The organism is Geodermatophilus sp. SMS 5-13 (genome assembly GCF_059428245.1).
The window spans coordinates 4,986,289-5,006,387 of record NZ_CP165729.1; the positions used below are offsets into that span (position 1 = coordinate 4,986,289).

Sequence of the window (20,099 nt, forward strand, 5' to 3'; positions counted from 1 at the left end):
ACGTTCGGTCGCGGGGCGCTCAGCCGAAGACGGCGAGCACTCCCTTGGCAAAGAGCAGATCCAGGCCCGCCACCAGCGCGACGATGAACGCGACGAACACGATCACGACGGTGGTGTAGGTGATCAGCTCGCGGCGGCCCGGCCAGATGACCTTGCGCAGCTCCGCGACCACCTCGCGCAGGAAGCGGCGCAGGCTCCGCCGCTGCCGGACCTCGCCCGCCCGGGCCTTCTCGGCGGCCGCGCGGGACCGGGTGCCCGATCCGGCACGGGCGGCCGGGCGGGACGACGTCCGCTCGCGCGCCGCCCGCCGGCTCGGGACCGCCGGCTCGTCGTCCTCGTCGTCGTCGGCCGCGGTGATCCGGCCGCGCCGGCGACCGGGGCGCCCGGCGACGACCTTGTCCTCGTCGTCCTCGGCCTCGGCAGCGACCTCGGCCTCGGCGGCCTCCAGCTCGGCGGCGTCGTCCACGCCGGGAGCGTCCGCGTCGAGCTGCTCGTCGGTCAGTTCGGCGTCGGAGACGGCCGCGTCGTCGTCGCGCCCCGGCTTCTCGTCGCTCACTGCGCCTCGCTCGCCTCGTCGTGGTGGCCGCCCCAGGCGGGCCGTCTGTCGGTGCCGTGCTGTGTCCTGCGGGTCGTGCTGTGGGCGCGTGCTGGTCGCCGGAGAGGACCGACGGCACGAGCAGGGGTGACAGGACTTGAACCTGCAGCCTGCGGTTTTGGAGACCGCTGCTCTGCCAATTGAGCTACACCCCTAGTGCCCTGCCCAGGGCCCGGGACGGCACACCTCGCCACCACAGCGCGGGCCCGAGGAAGGATCCGGGGCACGCCGGTGGCGGGGTCAACTGCCCCAGTGCTGCCAGTGTACGGGACCGTCTCCCAGGACAGCCAACGCCCGCCGGACTGCGGTCCTCGCGGGCGGGTCGGCACCCATCTTTGACACCATGAGCGCATGACCGCCGTCTCCTCCTCGGAGTCCGCCCTGTCCGAGCTGCCGCCCGCGCAGCGCCGCGTCTCCCGCCGCATCGCCGCGATCACCGAATCGGCGACCCTGGCCGTCGATGCGAAGGCCAAGGCGCTGAAGGCGGCCGGCAAGCCGGTGATCGGTTTCGGCGCCGGGGAGCCGGACTTCCCGACGCCGGACTACATCGTCGAGGCCGCCGTCGCCGCCTGCCGCCAGCCGGCGATGCACCGCTACACCCCCGCCGGTGGGCTGCCGGCGCTCAAGGAGGCCATCGTGGCCAAGACCGCCCGTGACTCCGGGCTGTCCGCGACCCCGGCCAACATCCTGGTCACCAACGGCGGCAAGCAGGCCGTCTACGAGGCGTTCGCCACGATGCTCGACCCGGGTGACGAGGTGCTGCTGCCCGCGCCGTACTGGACCACCTACCCCGAGGCGATCCGCCTGGCCGGCGGCGTGCCGGTGCCGGTCGTCGCCGACGAGCAGAGCGGATACCTCGTCTCGGCCGCCCAGCTCGACGCCGCCCGCACCCCGCGCACGAAGGCGCTGCTGTTCTGCTCGCCGTCCAACCCGACCGGCGCGGTCTACCCCGCCGCGCAGGTCGAGGAGATCGGCCGCTGGGCGCTGGACAACGGGCTGTGGGTGCTCACCGACGAGATCTACGAGCACCTGACCTACGGCGGGGTGAGCGCCCCGTCGATGCCCGTGCTCGTGCCCGAGCTCGCCGACCGCTGCGTCGTCGTCAACGGGGTCGCCAAGACCTACGCGATGACCGGCTGGCGGGTGGGCTGGATCCTCGGCCCCGCCGACGTCGTGAAGGCCGCCACCAACCTGCAGTCGCACGCGACCAGCAACGTCGCCAACGTCTCGCAGGCCGCGGCGATCGCGGCGCTCACCGGCGACCTGTCCGCGGTCGCCACGATGCGGGAGGCCTTCGACCGGCGCCGGCAGACGATCGTCGGCATGCTGCGCGAGATCCCCGGCGTGGCCTGCCCCGAGCCGCAGGGCGCCTTCTACGTCTACCCGTCGGTGAAGGGACTGCTCGGGCGGCCGGTCAACGGCCGGACCGCCCAGGACACGGTGGAGCTCGCCGAGATCATCCTCGAGCAGGCCGAGGTCGCCGTCGTCCCGGGCGAGGCGTTCGGCACCCCGGGGTACCTGCGGCTGTCCTACGCGCTCGGGGACGAGGACCTGATCGAGGGCGTCTCGCGGCTGCAGCGGCTGCTGGGCTCGGCCGGCTAGGCCCCTGCATCGGGGTCCTCAATCCGGCAGGTCGTCCTGCTGCAGCGCTCCGGCCTGCAGCAGGACGTCGCGGGCCGCGGGCACGGAGGTGAAGGCCGCGGCGACGTCGGCCGGCGTGGCGATCGTCCACGCGTTGGCGTCGACGTAGCAGCGCATCGCCGCGTCGAACGCCTCGGCGCCGGCGGCGTCGCGCGCGGCCAGCAACGCGGCCCCGCCCTTGCCGTAGACCGTGGAGAAGTACTCGCCGTCGTCGCCGAAGTCGGCCATCGAGCCGCCGACCTCCCCCGGCAGCTCGAGCGCCCGGTCGATGCCGGCCGGGCTGGGTGAGTCGTCGACGGACTCGGCGTAGGTCGCGAAGGCCTCGTCGAGCCACGGGTCGCGGAACTGCGAGTCGCCGACCATCCCGTAGAACCACATGTGCGCGACCTCGTGGACCAGCACCTGCTGGCTCGGCGCGGCCAGCAGGATGCTGCTGGGGTACTCGATGCCGCCGCCGAAGTCCGGCAGCAGCGGCACGCTGAGCGTCCGGTACGGGAACGGCCCGAAGCGCGCCTCCAGCTCGGCGATGGCCGCCAGCGTCCAGTCGGCGAGCCGCCCCACCTCGAGGTCGCCGCGGGGCAGCACGCCCACGGTCACCCGGACGCCGTCGGGCGTCGTGCGCTCCTCGGTGGTGAAGGAGCCGACGGCGACGCTGACGTCGCGGGCGACCGGCTCGGCCGAGGTCCACGTGCGCCGGCCCCCGACCGGCGCCGACGGCGGCTCCTGGGCGCCGGTCATCAGCACGGTCAGCGCCTCCGGGACCGACACGCTGATCGTGGTGTCGGCGACCGGGCTGCTGGCGGTCTCGCCGAGCAGCGGCACGAACGGGTCCTCGGCCCAGCCCACGCCGGGCTCCCACGCCAAGAGCGGGGCGCCGCTGGCCCACCAGGAGAGCCCGCCGGCGGTGCCGAACCGGTCGAACCCGCCCCGCCCCAGGGTCAGCCTGAAGTCCAGCTCCACCTCGGTGGAGTCGCCGGCGGCCAGCTCGTCGTCCAGCCGCACCTCGTAGAGGCCGCCGGGGTCGGCGCCCTCCGCGGCGACGTAGCGGCCCTCGTCGACGTCGTCCCCCCGGACCCCGTCGACCGTGAGCCGGTTGCCCGCCGCGGCGGAGCCGGGCCCGTTGGGCACGAGCCGGAAGACCAGCCGGTCGGTGACGAGGTCGGGGGTGAAGGTGACCGTCTCGGTGCCGGTGACGCTCCCGCCGTCGTCGGCGAGCCGGAAGTCCAGGTCGACGACCGGCCGGTCGGCGTCGGGCTCGGCCCGCTCGGCGGGGCAGCGGAACGCTCCGTCCTCCGGTGCGGTGGTCGGCGCGGGGGCGGCCGCGGTGGCCATGCCCTCGACGAACGACGTGCAGCCGGGGAGTGCGAGCAGTGCGGCGGCCAGCGAGAGGCCCCGCAGTGGCCTCACGGCAGGTGGACGACGGCCCGGGCGAGGGAGAGGACCTTCTCGCCGGAGCTGGTGACGGTGAGGTCCACGCGGTAGCGGTCGTCGTCGAGCACGGCGGCGACCTTGCCACGAACGGTCACCGTCGTGCCGGTCTCGTCGTCCGGGACGACGACGGGCCGGCCGAAGCGGACGTGGTACTCGACCAGCGCCGCCGGGTTGCCGGCCCAGGCGGTGACGGCGCGGCCGGCGAGCGCCATCGTGAACATGCCGTGCGCGATCACGTTCGGCAGACCCACCGAGGTCGCGACCCGCTCGTTCCAGTGGATGGGGTTGAAGTCCCCCGAGGCGCCGGCATAGCGGACCAGGTCCGCGCGGGTGACCGGGAAGGTCTGCTCGGGCAGCTCGGCGCCCACCTCGAGCGTCATGCCGCACCGCGCGCGACGAGCATGGAGGTGGCGGTGCACACCGCTTCGCCGTCCTCGGTGGCGAGGTCGACGCGGGTCGTCAGCAGATCATTTCCACCCACGTGCCTGACGGTTTCTATCGTCGTCCGTGCCACCAGCCGGTCGCCGGCGCGGATCGGGCGGTGGTGGGCGAACTTCTGCTCGCCGTGCACGACGCGGCTGTAGTCGATGCCGACGTCGGGGTCGTCGAGCACGGAGGTGGCGGCCTCCAGGCTCACCACGATGGCGAACGTCGGCGGCGCGATGACGTCCGGGTGGCCGGCCGCCCGGGCCGCCTCGGCGTCGCGGTAGACCGGGTCGGGGTCACCGATCGCGGCGGCGAACTCGGCGATCTTCGCCCGCCCGACCTCGTAGACGGCAGAGGGCGGGTAGCTGCGCCCGACCAGTCCTGGGTCCAGCGCCATGCTCCCGCCCTCCGCTCCCGCTCCGGACGCGTCAGCGCGTCTCGCGGTGCACGGTGTGCTTGCGGTCGTGCGGGCAGTACTTCTTCAGCTCGAGCCGGTCGGGGTCGTTGCGCCGGTTCTTGCGGGTGATGTAGTTGCGGTTCTTGCACTCCTGGCAGGCCAGGGTGATCTTCGGACGGATGTCGGTGGCTGCCACGGTGTGCTCCTAGCCTTGTCGGTCGGGCCGCCCGGGGCGACCCGCGTGCCGGCGGGATTGCCGACACGACGACGGACCCCCGAGGGGGTCCGTGGGAAGTAGCGGTGACCGGATTTGAACCGGTGACACAGCGATTATGAGCCGCTTGCTCTGCCTGGCTGAGCTACACCGCCGTGATCGTTGTCCAGAGCCCCTTTACGGAATCGAACCGTAGACCTTCTCCTTACCATGGAGACGCTCTGCCGACTGAGCTAAAGGGGCGTGCTCCGAGGAGCCGTCGAAGACTCTACCTGACGCCTTCGGCCGCCCTGCAGGGACCCGCCGCCGGCTCTCAGGTGCGGACGAACAGCCGGCGGTGGGTGGCGCCGGGCGCGGCGGACCGGACGCCGGTGCGCGCCAGCAGCCAGCTCTCCAGCCGCTCGTCGGGCAGCGGGCGGCTGACGAGGAAGCCCTGGAGCTTGTCGCAGCCCATCTCCGCCAGCAGGTTGCGGGTGAGCTCGTCCTCGACGCCCTCCGCGACCACCCGCAGCCCCAGGTTGTGGGCCAGTTCGATGATCGACCGGGCGATGAACGACTCCCCCTGGCTGGTGGACATCCCCAGCACGAAGGACTTGTCGATCTTCACCTCGTCGATCGGCAGCTGACGCAGCTGCGAGAGCGACGAGTAGCCGGTGCCGAAGTCGTCCATGGACAGCCGCAGGCCGAGCGAGTGCAGGTCGGCCAGCACGGAGCTGTTGCGCACCGTGTCGTCGATCACGCTGCCCTCGGTGAGCTCCAGGGTGAGCAGCTCCCCCGGCACGCCGTGCCGGCGCAGCGCCCGCCGCACCCGCTCGACGAGGTCGGGCTCGGTGAGGCAGCGGGCGGAGAGGTTGACCGCCACCGACAGCGCGATGTCCTGGTCCAGCCACCGGCGGCAGCGCGCCAGCGCCAGGTCCAGCACGTGGTCGGTGAGCGGGCCGATCCGGCCGATCTGCTCGGCGAGGTGGATGAAGTCGTCCGGCGGGATCGCGCCGTAGCGCGGGTGCGCCCACCGGACGAGCGTCTCCACGGACACGATGTCCGACGTCCGGGCGTCGATGATCGGCTGGAAGACGACGGTGATGTGCCCGTCGGCCATGGCCTGCTCGATCTCGGTGCCCAGCTGCAGCCGGCGCAGGCTCTGCTGGTCGAGCACCGGGTGGTAGCTGGCGACGCCGCTGGAGCCGGACGCGGCCAGCAGGGCGACGTCGGCCCGCTGCATGAGCGTGCCGGCGTCGGTGCCGTGCACCGGGGCGGCGGCCACGCCGATGGACAGCGTGACCTCCAGGTCCAGCCCCGCCACGCGGGCCCGGGTGGACGCGGCCTCCCGCAGCCGGCGGGCGGCGCGCTCGGTGGCGGCCAGCGACAGGCCCGGCAGCAGGACGGCGAACTGCTCGCCCTCCATCCGGGCGAGCAGGGCCTGCGGCGGCGCGTGCTCGCGGAGCAGGCCGGCGGTCACCAGCAGCAGCTCGTCGCTGGCGGCGTGGCCGAGCGTGTCGGTGACCTCGGTGTAGTTGTCCAGCGCGGCGAGGATCAGCCCCACCCGCGCGGCGACCGGGTCGGCGGCGAGCAGCGCGTCGATCTCCCCCGCCAGCCGCTGCCGGTTGGGCAGGCCGGTGAGCCGGTCGTGGTCGGCGTCGTAGCGGATCTGCGTCAGCAGCTGCTGCTGGCGGATCGCGGCGTTGACGTGGGTGAGCATGCTTTCCAGCGCGGCGCGGTCGCCCTCCCCGAAGCTGACGACGTCGCTGCGCCGGTCGCACACCTCGAGGTAGCCGGGCTCACCGGCGGCGGTGACCACCGCGGCGCCGAGGAGGTCGGAGGCGTTGCGGCGACCCAGCGCGGCCGCCTCCTGCTCGTCGCCCCGGGCCAGCGAGGCGTGCACCGGCCCCTCGGCGGCGGCGTCCACGGCGCGGCGACGGAAGAAGTCGTCGGGATCGCCCGGCCCGTCGTACCAGACGGCGCCGTCCTCGGCGGCGACGACCAGCCGCGGCTCCTCGTCGAGGTAGGGCGGCAGCCAGAGGGCGACGCGCTCGGCGTTGAGCAGGTCGCGGACGGCCAGGACGATCTGCCGGGCGCCGTCCTCGTCGGCCGGGATCTGCTCGACCCGCCGCGCGAACTCGTAGACCCGTTCGAGGCTGTCGCCCTCGCGGGTCACCTGGCCGAAGCGCCGGTAGAGCAGGCCCAGGCAGGTGAGCACGGGCAGCAGGAGCAGCCAGGACCACAGGGTCTGGTGCAGCAGCATCAGCGCGCCGAGGCCGACGATCACCGACATCGGGGCGACGACGACGATCGGGATGAGCAGCGTCGCCCAGAGCGCGCGCCCCGGATAGCCCTGCGTCAGGGTGATGGCCATCGCGATGAGCAGCGCGCCGACCGCGTCGGCGGTGACCGTGGCGAGCAGGTACGACAGCCAGGTGATCGGGGAGGAGAGGTCCTCGACCCGCAGCACCGAGAGCACGGCGACCGCGACACCGAGCTCGATGACCGCGATCGCGAGGTTGAACAGGAGCTTGGCCCCCGAGTAGCGCTGGACCACCAGCACGATCGCGACCGCCGCGAGCCGCGCCGCGACGCTCCACGCGCCACCGACCTCGTACAGACCCACGATGATCGCCAGCTCGTTGGCCGACCAGGAGAACGTCTGCTTGCGGAACTCGAAGTGCAGTGGGATCGACTCGGTGGCCAGGAAGACGAGGAAGACACCGAGCAGCGGGAAGAGTTCGAGCGGCTGGCGGGCGGCCCCGAGGACGAAGACGAGCGCGGGCACCGCAAGCGCGCCCGCGACCGCGGCGGCGCCCCACGGATTGCGCAGCAGGTGGGCGCGCGGGGGCGCCCACATTTCCGGCTCGGCCAACGGAACCCGTTTCTGGGGGGAGGGGGGAAGAAAACCGCGCCGAGGCTAACAGCGTTACGCCCCGCAACCATGCGTTTGCAACTCGAAGGGGGCAGGCGGTCGGACGACCACCTGCCCCCTTCGTGGGCCTGCTTTCAGCAGGGCTGGGTCAGCTCCAGCGACCCGACCGGCTCCACCGACCCGACCGGCTCCACCGGCCACTGCGCTGCTGTGTGCTGCTCATGACGCCTCCTCAGGCATGAACGACCGCGATGGTGCGGCAGTCACCCACGCGCGGGGGCAGAGCGTCGTTCGGTACGGACCGCGCCGGAGACATTGCTTCCCGTCACCCCATCGGGACAAGCACCGATGATCACGGTCGAGTGACACACAGTCGCGCCGTCACTTTCTGTAATGCGAGACAGACGGCAAGTCACCAATTTGGGGGAGGCGGTGTGAGCTGGAACACCCCCACCCCGACGGCCGACCTGCGCTCCCCCGACGTGCCACCCCTCGCACGTGCGGAAAGACACCGGTGTCATCCTGGGAACGCGCGCCTGCTGCCTCCGCAACTGCCGGACACGGCGTGTCACCGCGGACCGTGCGGCATCTGCTCGAGGTAGGCGTGGCGCAGGTCCCTCTGATCGTCCTCGTGCAGCAGATCGCGGATGTCGGCCTCGGGGTCCGGCGGTCGCGGCGCGCCGAGCGCTCGCGTCGCGCGGTCGAAGGCGGCCCGCGCCTGCCGGCCGACCTCCACCGCCACCCCCGGGTCGTCGGCCGGCGCGAGCGCCAGCGCGGCCGCGGCGGCGTCCTCCCGGCCGAACACCAGCCCGTCGTCCGGGGGCAGCTCCCAGCTGCCGTCGGCGTCCAGCAGCGCCGCCAGGCCGTCCACCCCGGCGTCGAGGATCGCGGTTCCCAGCTCGCCGGCCGGGTTCCGGCCGACGACCTGGTCGAACGCCCAGGCCGCGAACCGGACGGTGACGTCGAAGGTGAACTGGCGGTCGACGGCCGCGGTCATGGCCGCGAACCCGTCGAGGGCGTGGTCCAGCCGCTGGCCGTACTCCCGGACGGCCACCAGCGCACTCCGGACCGCCACGGCGTCGAGCGGCTCGGTGGGGCTGGAGCCCGCGAGGTCGAGCGGTGCCGTCGCCGTCCCGGCGTCGAGCGCGGACTGCACGGCGTCGGCCGCCTCCGGGTCGACGGTGAGGTGGCCCAGCCCGCGCAGGACCTCGTCGTCGGGCAGCGCGAGCGGGTGGCCCGCCCCGGCGGCGCCGAGCAGGCCGGCGACCACCCCGGCGTGCGCCGCGACGGCGGAGCCCAGCGCCGGCGCGACCTGCGCCGCGGTCTGGCGGTCCACGGTCCACGTGCCCGAGCCCTCCGGGGACAGGCCGTGGCCGAGCGCCGCCAGCCCGGCGCGGACGGCGGCGTCCCCCGCCGGGCCCGGTTCGGCTCCCGCGGCCTCGACCACGGTGGCGAGCGCCTCCCCCTCGTCGGTCCAGCGGCGGGCGAGGAGTGCGTCCCACGTCTCCCGCTCGCGCAGCAGGACGGCGCCGGCCGCGGGATCGGCGCCCACGCGCTGCAGGACGGCCTCGACCGGGTCGCCGCCCACGAACCCGAGCCGGTCGGCGGCGGAGACCCCCTGTCGGCGCTCGCGGACGAGGATCTGCTCCCCCCACCCGGCCGCCGTCCCCGCCCGCACGCCGCCGGCCGAGGCCGGGACGGCGGTCAGCAGGGCGGCGAGCCCAGCGGCCACCTGGTCGGGAACGCCGTCGGGGTCGGCGGCGTCGACGTAGCCGGCCGCGAGCACGTCCGCGAGCGGCCCCGCGCCGGACTCCGGGACGCGGGCGGCCCCGAAGGCCGTCGCCAGGAAGCGGGCCAGCTCCGGGGACGGCGACCGCTCCCGCCCCAGGACCACGAGGAGGTAGCGGACGCCGTCGACGCCGAGGTTCGCCAGCAGCGCCCCGGCGTAGGCGGGGCTCGCGGCGTACGGCAGGTCCTCGCGGGCGATGCGGTCGATCTCCTCGGCGGTTGCGGGGCCGCCGAGGCCGGCCGCGGCCGACCAGCCGCGCGCGCCGAGCTCGCCGTCGCCCCAGCCCGGCAGGACGGCGGCCAGGCGCACCCGGACCCGGGCCTCCTGCCCCGGCGCTCCCGTCCCGCCGAGGCCGGTGACCGCGCGGGCGAGCGTGCCCGCCGTGGCCGCCGCATCGGCGTCCAGCTCGGCCAGCAGGGCCGCGTGCTCCCGGCGGCGGGCCGCCTCGGCCGCGGCCAGCTCCTCCACGGCCGGGATCAGCGCGTCGGGGTCGGCCAGCGCCACCGCGCGGGCCGAGAGCGCGGCGAAGTCGTCCTCCTGAGCCCGCTGCAGCGCCGCGATCCGCCGGCGGACGTCGTCGAGCACCGCCGCGTGCACGGCCAGCCGGTCGGCCGCCGTGGTCAGCGAGCCGTGCAGCTCGCGCGCCAGCGCCGTCACGGCGGTCACCTGCTCCGCGGCCGTGGCGGCGTCGGCGCCGAGCCACCCGGGCGCCGAGGACGCCGGCCCGGCGAGGTGCGCCGCCAGCACCCCGGTGCGGAAGGCCGCCCCCGTGACGGCGGCGCCGAGGTCGGCCAGCGCGGCGGGATCGCCCGGCTGGTCGAGCGGCACGGGCAGGGGCGCGGTCACCGCGGCACCGCCCGGTCGCGCGTCGGCAGGAGGAGGCGGTCGAGCCCCAGCCACGAGTCCGCGACGGCGGCCACCGTGGAGCCGAGCCAGTGCAGCTCCCCCGCCACGGCCGTGCCGGCGGTGCGGTGCGCCTCCAGGAACGCCTCGACGGCCGGCCCCAGCCGCCCCGGCACCGCGGGAACGCCGGCCAGCCGCACGGCGACCTCGCCGGCCTCCTCGCCCTGGGCGCGCAGCGCGTCGGCGAGCGCGAACAGCTGCTCGGGCGGCACCTCGATCGTCATGCGCCGGAGTGTGGCGGCGCGGAGCACGGCCGCGGGGGCGCCGTCCACAGGCCTTCCCGCGGGCGGCCACGGCCGGGGCTCCGTCGTCCACACCGTCCACAGCGGTCGTCCACAGACTGTGGACGACGACGGAGATGATCTACGCTGCCCCGCGTGCGACCGGACGGGGCGGTATCGGAACAACAAGGCGAGCGCGGCTCGAGCCTGCCCTTCGTGCTGGTCTGCTGGACCGTCGCCGCGCTCATGGCCTTCGGCGCCATCGCCGCCTCCGACGCCTTCCTGGAGCAGCAGGAGGTGCAGTCCATCTGCGACGGCGCCGCCCTGGCCGCCGCGGACCAGGCCGACGAGGCCGCCGTCTACGCCACCGGCGTCGGCACCGAGCTGCCGCTGACCCGCGCGGCCGCGCAGGCGGCCGTGGCCGACCAGCTGGCGGACGGCGGAACCCGCCTGGACGCGTGGTCGGCGGAGACCGACGGCGCGGAGGTGACCGTGCGGTGCACGCGCTACGCCGACATCGCCTTCGGCTGGCTCTTCCTCGGCGGCGAGCCACTGGAGCGCACCGCCGTCGCCAGTGCCCGCGCCCCGACGATCCCCTGAACGGCGACGGCCCCCGACCGGAACCGGTCGGGGGCCGTCGTACCGAGGCGTGGCGGGTGAAGGATTCGAACCTTCGTAGGCTGAGCCGACGGATTTACAGTCCGCTCCCTTTGGCCACTCGGGCAACCCGCCGTGCGGTGGTACCGGAGCAGCGTACAAGAACGGGCGACGACGCCTTCGAGGCCCCGAGGGCGCGTCCCCCCGAAGCGGGAGGAAGACCATGGCCGATTCGTCCTTCGACGTCGTGAGCAAGGTGGACCGGCAGGAGGTCGACAACGCCCTCAACCAGGCGGCCAAGGAGCTGACGCAGCGGTTCGACTTCCGCGGCACCAACGCCAGCATCGCGTGGTCCGGCGAGGAGGCCGTCGTCCTGCAGGCCGACACCGAGGAGCGCGTCGCGGCGGCGCTCGACGTCTTCAAGGACAAGCTGGTCAAGCGGAAGATCTCGCTGAAGTCCCTGGACGCCGGCGACCCGCAGTCCTCGGGCAAGTCGTACAAGATCAGCGCCCGCATCAAGCAGGGCATCGAGTCCGACACGGCCAAGAAGATCGCGAAGATCATCCGCGACGAGGGCCCGAAGGGCGTGCAGGCGCAGATCCAGGGCGATCAGCTCCGGGTCAGCGGCAAGAAGCGCGACGACCTGCAGGCGGTGCAGCAGCTGCTGCGCGGCAAGGACCTCGACGTCGCGCTGCAGTTCGACAACTACCGCTGAGCGGCGCCGTGGTCGGCTCCCCTCCAGGGAGTGACGCGCGGTAGCCAGCGGGGCACGTTCTCGCGAAACTCGTCGTACGCCGGGCCGTAGGCCTCGCGCAGCGTGGGCTCCTCGTAGGCGTGCACGAACGCGGCCATGGCAATGCTGATGATCACGAGGTAGGCGAGCAGTCCCCCGCTGGCGAACAGCAGCACCTGGCCGAGCACGACCGCCTCGACCGCGACGTACATCGGGTTGCGCACGTGCCGGTAGGCGCCGGTGACGACCAGCCGTTCGGTCGGCGCCGCCGGCGCGGGTGTCCCCCGCCCGTGCCAGGCGAAGGCGACGAACGCGTGGACCAGCACCGCCGCACCGGCCAGGACGAGGAGCCCGCCGACGGCGTCGACCCACGGCACCGGATCGCCGGGTCGCCGCCACCCGGTGATCAGCCAGGGCACCAGGCCGCACACGGTGCCCGGGGCCACCACCAGCCAGGCGAGACTGCCGACTGCGGCCGACGGGATTCTCATGGCACACCCCCAAGTCAACGAGTGTTGACCGCAGGGTAGACGCGGCCGCCTGGCGAGGTCAACGGGTGTTGACATAGCCTGGCCGGCGTGACCCGGACGCGCGGAGCGGTGGAGACGAAGGCCGCGATCCTGGCCGCGGCGCGCACCCGTTTCGCCGCCGAGGGCTACCGCTCGGCGTCCCTCCGGGCCGTTGCCCGGGACGTCGGGGTCGACGCGGCCCTGGTGGTGCGCTACTTCGGCTCCAAGACCGGGCTGTTCGCCGCCGCCATGGACATCGACCTGCGCATCCCCGACCTCGCCGACGGGCCCGCGGACGAGCACGGGGAACGCCTCGTCGAGCACTTCCTCTCCCGGTGGGACGCGGGGACCCTGGAGGGCCAGGTGCTGCTGAGCCTGCTGCGTTCCGCCGCCAGCGATGCCGACGCGGCGGCCGGCATGCGCGAGCTCTTCGCCCGCCAGCTCGTGCCCGCGCTGCGCCGCCTGGTCACCGACGAGGCCGAGGCGCCGCAGCGCGCGGCCCTCGTGGCCAGTCAGATCCTCGGCCTGGCGCTGACCCGCTTCGTCCTGGCGCTACCTCCCCTCGACGCGATGCCACCGAACGTGATCGCCGCGAACGTCGGGGCGACCGTCCAGCGCTACCTCCACGAGCCTCTGCGGCCGTCCGGCAGCGCGGGGACTCAGGCGGCCAGCGTGTAGCGCGTCCCGGAGCTGCTCGGCACGAAGGCGTCGGGCAGCGCCGCGGCGAGGGCCGTCTGGGCCCGCCAGCCGGTGCAGTGCCCGGGGGCGACCAGGTCCGGTGCCAGCTCGGTGAGGGCGGCCACGCTCGGGGCGATGATCGGCTCGAAGGCAGGGCCCGACAGGTGCAGGCCGCCCAGGAGGGCGTGCAGCCGGTCCACGCCGGTCAGCCGCATCGCGTGGCGCACCGTGTTGACCGCGCCGGCGTGGCCGCACCCGGTGAGGACGACGAGCCCCCGGTCGCGGACGTGCACCACCAGCGCCTGGTCGTCGAGCACCAGCGGGTCGTGCCGCCAGTCCGCGCCGTCCCAGGCCTGGTGCGGCGGCGGCATGCCCCGCTCGAAGTCCGTCGTCCGGTCGACCTCCCCGGTGATCAGCACGCAGCCGTCCACGAGCAGCGACGGCTGCCGCCGCTCGACCACCTCGAATCCGTCGCCCTCGAGCGCGCGCCGGGAGAGCGTCGGCAGCTCGACGGCGTCCGTTCCGGGCACCGCCAGCCGGCGACGGGTCCACACGAGCGGGTGCACGGTCATCGGCAGGCCGCCCCGCCGGGCCGCGAGACCGGCCACGCCGCCGGCGTGGTCGAAGTGCCCGTGACTGAGGACGACGCCCTGCACCCCCCCCAGGTCGATGCCCAGCCGGTGGGCGTTCTCGGTCATGCCGTCGGGCGAGATGCCGGTGTCGAAGAGCAGGGTGGTGCGCGACGTCCCCCGGCGGACCGTGACGAGCGCGGAGAAGCCGTGCTCGGCGCGCAACCCCGGCGCGGTCAGGCCGCCCTCGAACTGCGGCGCGGCCACGCGGCCGGTGGCCAGCGAGGGCCGGGCCACCCGGTCGCCACCGGTGAGCAGCCCGTCGAAGACGTTGTCGACCAGGGTGGTGATCACGACCTCGTCGACCGGCTCCAGGGCGATCGGGTCCACCGCGGGTCCCGGTGCCGGCCGGGGGGCCGCGGTCGTGACCGCGTCGTCGCCGCCGCACATGGCGGCGACGCTAGTCCCGTCAGGGGCCCCGGAGCGGCCCGCGGCGTCCGACTCACCCCCGCGGGACGATGTTCCGGCGACTCCCCCGTCGCAGCCTCGTCCGGGGGGTGTCACGGGCAGCGCCGACGCACGAGGACGACTCATGGGATCGACCCCGACGGCCGGACACGCGCCGGCGGCGTGGCGCACGCACCGGATGCCGCGCCCTCTCCCGGTGGCACTGCGCGGCTATCAGCGGTCCTGGCTCGCGGCCGACGTGACCGCCGGACTCACCCTCGCCGCGGTCGCGATCCCGGAGGTGATGGGCTACACCACGATCTCCCGGACGCCCGTGGTCACCGGCCTCTACACGGTCATCCTGCCGACCGCCGCGTTCGCCCTGCTCGGTGCCTCGCGGCTGCTCGTCGTGGGCGCCGACTCCGCCACCGCGGCGATCCTCGCCTCGTTGCTCGCGGCGAGCGGCGTCTCGGGGCTCACTCCCGGGTCGCCCGAGTGGGTCGCGCTCTGCAGCCTGACCGCCCTGGTCTGCGGCGTCCTGCTGATCCTGGCGCGCCTGCTGCGGCTGGGCTTCCTCGGTGACTTCCTGTCGGCGTCGGTGCTGGTCGGGTTCCTCTCCGGGGTCGGGATCTCCGTCCTCACCGGGCAGATCCCGGCGATGCTCGGGATCCCGAAGGGGTCGGGCAACTGGTTCCAGCAGCAGTGGGCCTGGCTGACCGGGCTGACCGGGATCTCCTGGACCACCGCCGCGTTCGCCGTCAGCGCCCTCGCGATCATCGTGGGGTTCCGGCGCTTCGTGCGGCGGGTGCCGGGGGCGATCGTCGCCGTCGTCGGGCTGATCGTCGTCTCCGCGGCCACCGATGCCGCCGCGCACGGTGTCGCGGTGGTGGGCAGCGTCCCCAGCGGCCTCCCGCCGCTCGGGCTGCCCTCGGGGATCACGGTCGAGCACCTGCGCGCCGTCCTGCCGGTGGCCGTCTCGTGCTTCGTCCTGATCATCGCGCAGAGCGCGGCCACCTCCCGCAGCTTCGCGATGAGGCGCGGGGACCGGGTGGACATCAACCGCGACCTCGTGGGGCTGTCCGCCGCCAACCTGGCCGCCGGCCTGAGCGGCACGTTCGTGGTCAACGGCAGCCCCACCAAGACGCAGATCCTCGACGGCCAGAAGGGCCGTACCCAGGTGGCCAACCTGACCATGGCCGGGCTGGTCCTGCTGGTCGCCCTGTTCTTCACCACCGCCCTCGCCGACATGCCCGAGGCCGTCCTGGCCGCCATCGTCTTCGTCGTCGGGGTCGACCTGATCGACGTCGCCGGGCTGCGCCGGGTGGGGGCGCGCCGGCGCAGCGAGCTGGTCATCGCCGTCGTGACGGGCGTCGTGGTCTTCGCATGGGGCGTCGAGCAGGGCATCGTCCTCGCGGTCGTGATCTCGATCCTCGAGATCATCCGGCGGCAGTACCGCCCCAAGGACTTCGTGATCGGGGTGATGCGCGGGGCTCCGACGTACCAGTCGGCCGCGCCCGGCCACCAGAGCGAGCCCGGGCTGCTCGTCTTCCGGTACGACGCCGAGCTCTTCTACGCCAACGCCAACCGGTTCGTCGACGACGTGGAGGCCCTCGTCGACCACGCCCCCGACCCGGTGCGGTGGGTGATCCTGGACGCGTCGGCGATCAGCGACATCGACTACTCGGCGGGGCTCAGCCTCCGCGGCCTCTGCGAGTACCTCCGGGCCCGCGACATCACGATCGCGCTGGCGCGCGCGGACGCGTCGCTGCTCGCCCTGCTGAGGGTGCACGGGCTCGACCGCTGGATCCCGCCGGAGCGCATCTATCCCAACCTGCTCGACGCGGTGGCGGCGTTCCGCGGCACGCCGGGACCGCCACGCCCACCGATCCCGGAGCCCCGGGCGGCCGGTGCAGAGCGCCCCGCCACGGGGACGCCCGGCCCGGCCGCGACCTGACCGCCGGGACGAGCTACAACTGCCCGAGCTCCTTGGCCATCCGCTCGAGCCGGCTGATCCGCTCGGGCATCGGCGGGTGAGTCGAGAACCACGAGGCCAGGCCCTGCCCTCGGAACGGGTTGGCGATCATCAGGTGGCTCTGGGTGACCAGCCGGTCGTCCTGCGGCAGCGGCCGGATCGCCGTCCCGCGGTCGATCTTGCGCAGGGCGCTGGCCAGCGCCAGCGGGTCCTGGGTGAGCCGCGCGCCCGAGGCGTCGGCCTGGTACTCCCGGCTGCGGCTGACCGCCATCTGCACCAGGCCGGCCGCGATGGGGCCGAGCACGATCAGCAGCAGGCTGCCGAGCGCGTTGCCGCCCTCGCGGTCGTCGGACCGGCCGCCGAAGAGGGAGGCGAACATCGCCATGTGCGCCAGGTAGGTGATGACCGTCGCCATCGCCCCGGCCACCGAGCTGATCAGGATGTCGCGGTTGTAGACGTGCGAGAGCTCGTGCGCGAGCACCGCACGCAGCTCCCGGCGGTCGAGCAGCTCGAGGATGCCCTGGGTGCAGCAGACGGCGGCGTTGCGCGGGTTGCGGCCGGTGGCGAAGGCGTTGGGCGCCGCGGTGGGGCTGACATAGAGCCGCGGCATGGGCTGGCGGGCCTCGGTGGCCAGCTCCCGGACGATCGAGTAGATCTGCGGCGCCTGGGTCTCGGTCACCGGGAAGGCCCGCATCGCCCGCAGCGCCAGCTTGTCGGAGTTGAAGTAGGCGAAGCCGTTGACCGCCAGCGCGATCACGAGTGCGATGAGGAGGCCGCCGCGACCGCCGATCAGGGCGCCGGCGGCGAGGATGAGTGCACCCATGAGCCCCAGCAGCAGGGCGGTCTTGAGTCCGTTGCTCCAGCGCTGCACGCCCGGACCAACGCGACCACCGGGACCGCCGTTCCCGGCGGGAATGACGCCGTCCCCCCGACGGGTTGGCCCCGACGACGGCCGGAACGGCCATTCGTTCGAGCGGTCGTGGGTACGGCGTGTCGGGTTGCACAACCAGGCGTGGACACACGCACGTAACCTCGCCCGGTGGAGGTGGACCACTGATGACTGGCAGCACCCTGCCCGACGAGCCCGCGACGGCGGTCGGCACGTCCAACGGCTCGACGAACGGCGCGACGAACGGCGGCCTGGTGAAGGACGTCGTCGCCCTGGACCGCGTGGTCATCCGGCTGGCCGGCGACTCCGGCGACGGTATGCAGCTGACCGGTAACCGGTTCACCAGCGAGACGGCGTCCTTCGGCAACGACCTGTCGACGCTGCCCAACTTCCCCGCCGAGATCCGGGCCCCCACGGGAACCCTGCCCGGCGTCTCGAGCTTCCAGCTGCACTTCGCCGACCACGACATCATGACCCCGGGCGACGCCCCGGACGTGCTGGTCGCGATGAACCCCGCCGCGCTCAAGGCCAACCTGGCCGACCTGCCCGGCGGCGGCCTGCTGATCGCCGACTCCGACGAGTTCACCCCGCGCAACCTGGCCAAGGTCGGGTACGCCACCAACCCGCTCGAGGACGGCTCCCTGGAGGGCTGGCAGGTGGTCAGCGTGCCGCTGACCAGCCTGACCCTCGACGCGCTCGCCGACTCGGGCCTGGGCAAGAAGGAGGCGGAGCGGAGCAAGAACATGTTCACGCTCGGCCTGCTGTCGTGGATGTACCACCGGCCGACCGAGGGCACGATCCGCTTCCTGGAGCGGCAGTTCCGCCGCAAGCCCGAGATCGCCGCGGCCAACATCGCCGCGTTCCGCGCCGGCTTCAACTACGGCGAGACCACCGAGGCCTTCGCCGTCTCCTACGAGGTCAAGCCCGCCCCGATGGCGCCGGGCACCTACCGCAACATCTCCGGCAACCAGGCGCTGGCCTACGGCATCGTCGCGGCCGGCCAGCGCTCCGGGCTGCCGGTGTTCCTCGGCGCGTACCCGATCACGCCGGCGTCGGACATCCTCCACGAGCTGTCCAAGCACAAGAACTTCGGCGTGCGCACCTTCCAGGCCGAGGACGAGATCGCGGGCGTCTCCGCCGCGATCGGCGCCTCCTTCGGCGGCGCGCTGGGCGTCACCACCACCTCCGGCCCGGGCATCTCGCTGAAGAGCGAGGCGATCGGCCTGGCGGTCATGCTCGAGCTGCCGCTGGTCGTCGTCGACGTGCAGCGCGGCGGCCCGTCGACCGGCCTGCCCACCAAGACCGAGCAGTCGGACCTGCTGCAGGCGATGTTCGGCCGCAACGGCGAGGCGCCGCTGCCGGTGATCGCGCCGCGATCGCCGGGCGACTGCTTCGACGCCGCGCTGGAGGCCGCCCGCATCGCGCTGGCCTACCGCACGCCGGTGATCCTGCTGTCGGACGGCTACCTGGCCAACGGCGCCGAGCCGTGGGCCGTGCCGGACGTCGAGTCGCTGCCGGACCTGACGGTGGAGTTCGCCACCGAGCCCAACGGCGAGGACGGCGAGTACCTGCCCTACGCGCGCGATCCCGAGACGCTGGCCCGGAGCTGGGCCATCCCGGGGACGGCGGGGCTGCAGCACCGCGTGGGCGGGCTGGAGAAGGCCGACCGCACCGGCAACATCTCCTACGACCCGGACAACCACGACTTCATGACCCGCACCAGGCAGGCGAAGGTCGACGGCATCGCCGCGACCGTGCCGCCGACCGAGGTCGACGACCCCGACGGCGACGCGCGGGTCGCGGTCATCGGCTGGGGCTCCACCTACGGCCCGATCGGCGCCGCGTGCCGGCAGGTGCGCCAGTCCGGCCGGTCGATCGCGCAGATCCACCTGCGCCACATCAACCCGATGCCCGCCGACCTCGGCGAGGTCCTGGCCCGCTACGACCGCGTGATCTGCCCCGAGATGAACCTCGGGCAGCTGGCGTTGCTGCTGCGGGCGAAGTACCTCGTCGACGTCGAGAGCCACACCCAGGTGCGCGGCCTGCCCTTCCGCGCGGCCGAGCTCGCCGCCGTCCTGCAGGGCGCCATCGACTCCGCCACCGCTGGAACCCCTGCCGCCGCCCTCACTGGAGGCACGAAGTGACCACCGTCGACCTCGGCCTGCCGGGGAACGATCCCATCGCCGCCGCGACCGGCGCCGGCGAGAAGCAGACCGAGCTCAAGGCCAAGGACCTCAAGACCGACCAGGAGGTGCGCTGGTGCCCGGGCTGCGGTGACTACGTCATCCTCAACGCGGTCCAGAGCTTCCTGCCCTCGCTCGGGATCGCCCGCGAGGACATGGTCATCGTCTCCGGGATCGGCTGCTCGTCGCGCTTCCCGTACTACATGAACACCTACGGGATGCACTCCATCCACGGCCGTGCCCCGGCGATCGCCACCGGCCTGGCCGCCGCGCGCCCCGACCTGTCGGTCTGGGTGGTCACCGGCGACGGCGACGCGCTGTCCATCGGCGGCAACCACCTGATCCACACGCTGCGCCGCAATGTGAACCTGACGATCCTGCTGTTCAACAACCGGATCTACGGGCTGACCAAGGGCCAGTACTCCCCCACCTCCGAGGTGGGCAAGGTGACCAAGTCGACGCCGATGGGCTCGCTGGACCACCCGTTCAACCCGGTCTCGCTGGCCCTCGGCGCGGACGCCACCTTCGTCGGCCGCGCGATGGACTCCGACCGCAAGGGTCTCACCGAGGTGCTGCGCCAGGCCGCCGAGCACCAGGGCACCGCGCTGGTGGAGATCTACCAGAACTGCAACATCTTCAACGACGGCGCCTTCGAGCTGCTCAAGGACCCGGCCACCGGTCCGCAGTGGACGATCCCGCTGGTGCACGGCGAGCCGCTGGTCTTCGGCCCGGACGGCGCCTCCTGCGTGGTCCGCGACGAGTTCGGCGGGCTGCGGATCGCCGAGACCAGCCAGGTCGACCGGGCCGAGATCGTCGTCCACGACGCCCACCGGCAGGACCCGTCCTACGCGTTCGCGCTCTCCCGGCTCTCCAGCCAGGACCTCCGGTACACCCCGATGGGCGTCTTCCGCGCCGTGCAGCGGCCGGCCTACGACCGGATGATGGCCGACCAGCTCGACGAGGCGCGGACCGCCGAGCCGGGCGATCTCGCCGGCCTGCTCGCCGGTGGCGACACCTGGACCGTCTCCGCCTGACCCGACAGCCCCAGACC

Annotated in this window: 18 protein-coding genes and 4 tRNA genes; 7 read left to right on the plus strand and 15 right to left on the minus strand. The window is 73.7% G+C overall.

The window, feature by feature from the left end; all coding sequences use genetic code 11:
* Window positions 1–19: 19 nt before the first annotated feature.
* Window positions 20–556 carry a preprotein translocase subunit SecE gene (gene secE, locus AB3388_RS24130; RefSeq protein WP_495407853.1) on the minus strand — a complete coding sequence of 179 codons (537 nt, stop codon included), beginning with the start codon at window positions 554–556 and terminating at the stop codon, window positions 20–22.
* 121 nt (window positions 557–677) lie between these two features.
* A tRNA-Trp gene (locus AB3388_RS24135) sits at window positions 678–750 on the minus strand.
* Window positions 751–946: 196 nt separating this feature from the next.
* On the opposite strand from AB3388_RS24135, the gene AB3388_RS24140 reads away from it, so the two are divergent.
* On the plus strand, window positions 947–2,197 hold the full coding sequence (locus AB3388_RS24140) for a pyridoxal phosphate-dependent aminotransferase (RefSeq protein WP_495407854.1): 1,251 nt from the start codon (window positions 947–949) through the stop codon (window positions 2,195–2,197).
* An 18-nt stretch (window positions 2,198–2,215) separates the two neighbouring features.
* Here AB3388_RS24140 and AB3388_RS24145 read toward each other — a convergent pair whose 3' ends face one another.
* From AB3388_RS24145 to AB3388_RS24185, 9 genes are all read right to left on the minus strand, one after another.
* The gene (locus AB3388_RS24145) at window positions 2,216–3,643 is read right to left on the minus strand and encodes a gluzincin family metallopeptidase (protein WP_495407855.1); all 1,428 of its coding nucleotides are present in this window, start codon (window positions 3,641–3,643) and stop codon (window positions 2,216–2,218) included.
* A complete protein-coding gene (locus AB3388_RS24150; protein ID WP_495407856.1) occupies window positions 3,640–4,047 on the minus strand; it encodes a MaoC family dehydratase in 408 nt (135 codons plus the stop codon). Before AB3388_RS24150 ends, AB3388_RS24145 begins: the two co-directional genes overlap by 4 nt.
* On the minus strand, window positions 4,044–4,490 hold the full coding sequence (locus tag AB3388_RS24155; RefSeq protein ID WP_495407857.1) for an FAS1-like dehydratase domain-containing protein: 447 nt from the start codon (window positions 4,488–4,490) through the stop codon (window positions 4,044–4,046). Before AB3388_RS24155 ends, AB3388_RS24150 begins: the two co-directional genes overlap by 4 nt.
* A 31-nt stretch (window positions 4,491–4,521) precedes the next feature.
* Window positions 4,522–4,686 carry a 50S ribosomal protein L33 gene (gene rpmG, locus AB3388_RS24160; protein WP_448626809.1) on the minus strand — a complete coding sequence of 55 codons (165 nt, stop codon included), beginning with the start codon at window positions 4,684–4,686 and terminating at the stop codon, window positions 4,522–4,524.
* 99 nt (window positions 4,687–4,785) lie between these two features.
* Window positions 4,786–4,859, minus strand: a tRNA-Met gene (locus AB3388_RS24165).
* Window positions 4,860–4,874: 15 nt separating this feature from the next.
* Window positions 4,875–4,947, minus strand: a tRNA-Thr gene (locus AB3388_RS24170).
* 70 nt (window positions 4,948–5,017) lie between these two features.
* Window positions 5,018–7,558 (minus strand): putative bifunctional diguanylate cyclase/phosphodiesterase, encoded by a 2,541-nt coding sequence (locus tag AB3388_RS24175; protein WP_495407858.1) that lies wholly within the window; start codon window positions 7,556–7,558, stop codon window positions 5,018–5,020.
* A 568-nt stretch (window positions 7,559–8,126) separates the two neighbouring features.
* On the minus strand, window positions 8,127–10,193 hold the full coding sequence (locus AB3388_RS24180) for a hypothetical protein (protein ID WP_495407859.1): 2,067 nt from the start codon (window positions 10,191–10,193) through the stop codon (window positions 8,127–8,129).
* On the minus strand, window positions 10,190–10,474 hold the full coding sequence (locus tag AB3388_RS24185; protein ID WP_495407861.1) for a hypothetical protein: 285 nt from the start codon (window positions 10,472–10,474) through the stop codon (window positions 10,190–10,192). The genes AB3388_RS24180 and AB3388_RS24185 overlap by 4 nt, the downstream gene beginning before the upstream one ends.
* A 153-nt stretch (window positions 10,475–10,627) precedes the next feature.
* Here AB3388_RS24185 and AB3388_RS24190 point away from each other — a divergent pair, with 153 nt between their 5' ends.
* Window positions 10,628–11,071 carry a pilus assembly protein TadG-related protein gene (locus tag AB3388_RS24190; protein WP_495407862.1) on the plus strand — a complete coding sequence of 148 codons (444 nt, stop codon included), beginning with the start codon at window positions 10,628–10,630 and terminating at the stop codon, window positions 11,069–11,071.
* A 50-nt stretch (window positions 11,072–11,121) separates the two neighbouring features.
* Here the strand turns inward: AB3388_RS24190 and AB3388_RS24195 are convergent.
* Window positions 11,122–11,203 (minus strand) — tRNA-Tyr (locus AB3388_RS24195).
* 88 nt (window positions 11,204–11,291) lie between these two features.
* Between AB3388_RS24195 and AB3388_RS24200 the strand changes: the two genes are divergently transcribed.
* Window positions 11,292–11,783: a YajQ family cyclic di-GMP-binding protein gene (locus AB3388_RS24200; protein ID WP_448626804.1), complete on the plus strand. Its 492-nt coding sequence runs from the start codon at window positions 11,292–11,294 to the stop codon at window positions 11,781–11,783.
* Here AB3388_RS24200 and AB3388_RS24205 read toward each other — a convergent pair.
* A complete protein-coding gene (locus AB3388_RS24205) occupies window positions 11,774–12,292 on the minus strand; it encodes a methyltransferase family protein (RefSeq protein WP_495407863.1) in 519 nt (172 codons plus the stop codon). The two genes, AB3388_RS24200 and AB3388_RS24205, sit on opposite strands and share 10 nt — an antisense overlap.
* An 87-nt stretch (window positions 12,293–12,379) precedes the next feature.
* Here AB3388_RS24205 and AB3388_RS24210 point away from each other — a divergent pair, with 87 nt between their 5' ends.
* Window positions 12,380–12,988: a TetR/AcrR family transcriptional regulator gene (locus AB3388_RS24210; RefSeq protein WP_495407864.1), complete on the plus strand. Its 609-nt coding sequence runs from the start codon at window positions 12,380–12,382 to the stop codon at window positions 12,986–12,988.
* Here the strand turns inward: AB3388_RS24210 and AB3388_RS24215 are convergent.
* Window positions 12,970–14,007, minus strand: a complete 1,038-nt coding sequence (locus tag AB3388_RS24215; RefSeq protein ID WP_495407865.1) for an MBL fold metallo-hydrolase — start codon at window positions 14,005–14,007, stop codon at window positions 12,970–12,972. The genes AB3388_RS24210 and AB3388_RS24215 overlap by 19 nt on opposite strands.
* Before the next feature lie 142 nt (window positions 14,008–14,149).
* Here AB3388_RS24215 and AB3388_RS24220 point away from each other — a divergent pair, with 142 nt between their 5' ends.
* Window positions 14,150–15,958, plus strand: coding sequence for a SulP family inorganic anion transporter (locus tag AB3388_RS24220; RefSeq protein ID WP_495407866.1), 1,809 nt, complete (start codon window positions 14,150–14,152; stop codon window positions 15,956–15,958).
* Window positions 15,959–15,971: 13 nt separating this feature from the next.
* Here the strand turns inward: AB3388_RS24220 and htpX are convergent, their stop codons facing one another.
* Window positions 15,972–16,847 (minus strand): zinc metalloprotease HtpX, encoded by an 876-nt coding sequence (htpX, locus tag AB3388_RS24225; RefSeq protein WP_495407867.1) that lies wholly within the window; start codon window positions 16,845–16,847, stop codon window positions 15,972–15,974.
* Between the two features lie 185 nt (window positions 16,848–17,032).
* Here htpX and AB3388_RS24230 point away from each other — a divergent pair, with 185 nt between their 5' ends.
* Entirely contained in the window at window positions 17,033–19,009 is a 1,977-nt protein-coding gene (locus AB3388_RS24230; RefSeq protein ID WP_495407868.1) for a 2-oxoacid:acceptor oxidoreductase subunit alpha, read from the plus strand.
* Window positions 19,006–20,082, plus strand: coding sequence for a 2-oxoacid:ferredoxin oxidoreductase subunit beta (locus AB3388_RS24235; RefSeq protein ID WP_495407869.1), 1,077 nt, complete (start codon window positions 19,006–19,008; stop codon window positions 20,080–20,082). The genes AB3388_RS24230 and AB3388_RS24235 overlap by 4 nt, the downstream gene beginning before the upstream one ends.
* The last annotated feature ends 17 nt before the right edge of the window (window positions 20,083–20,099 follow it).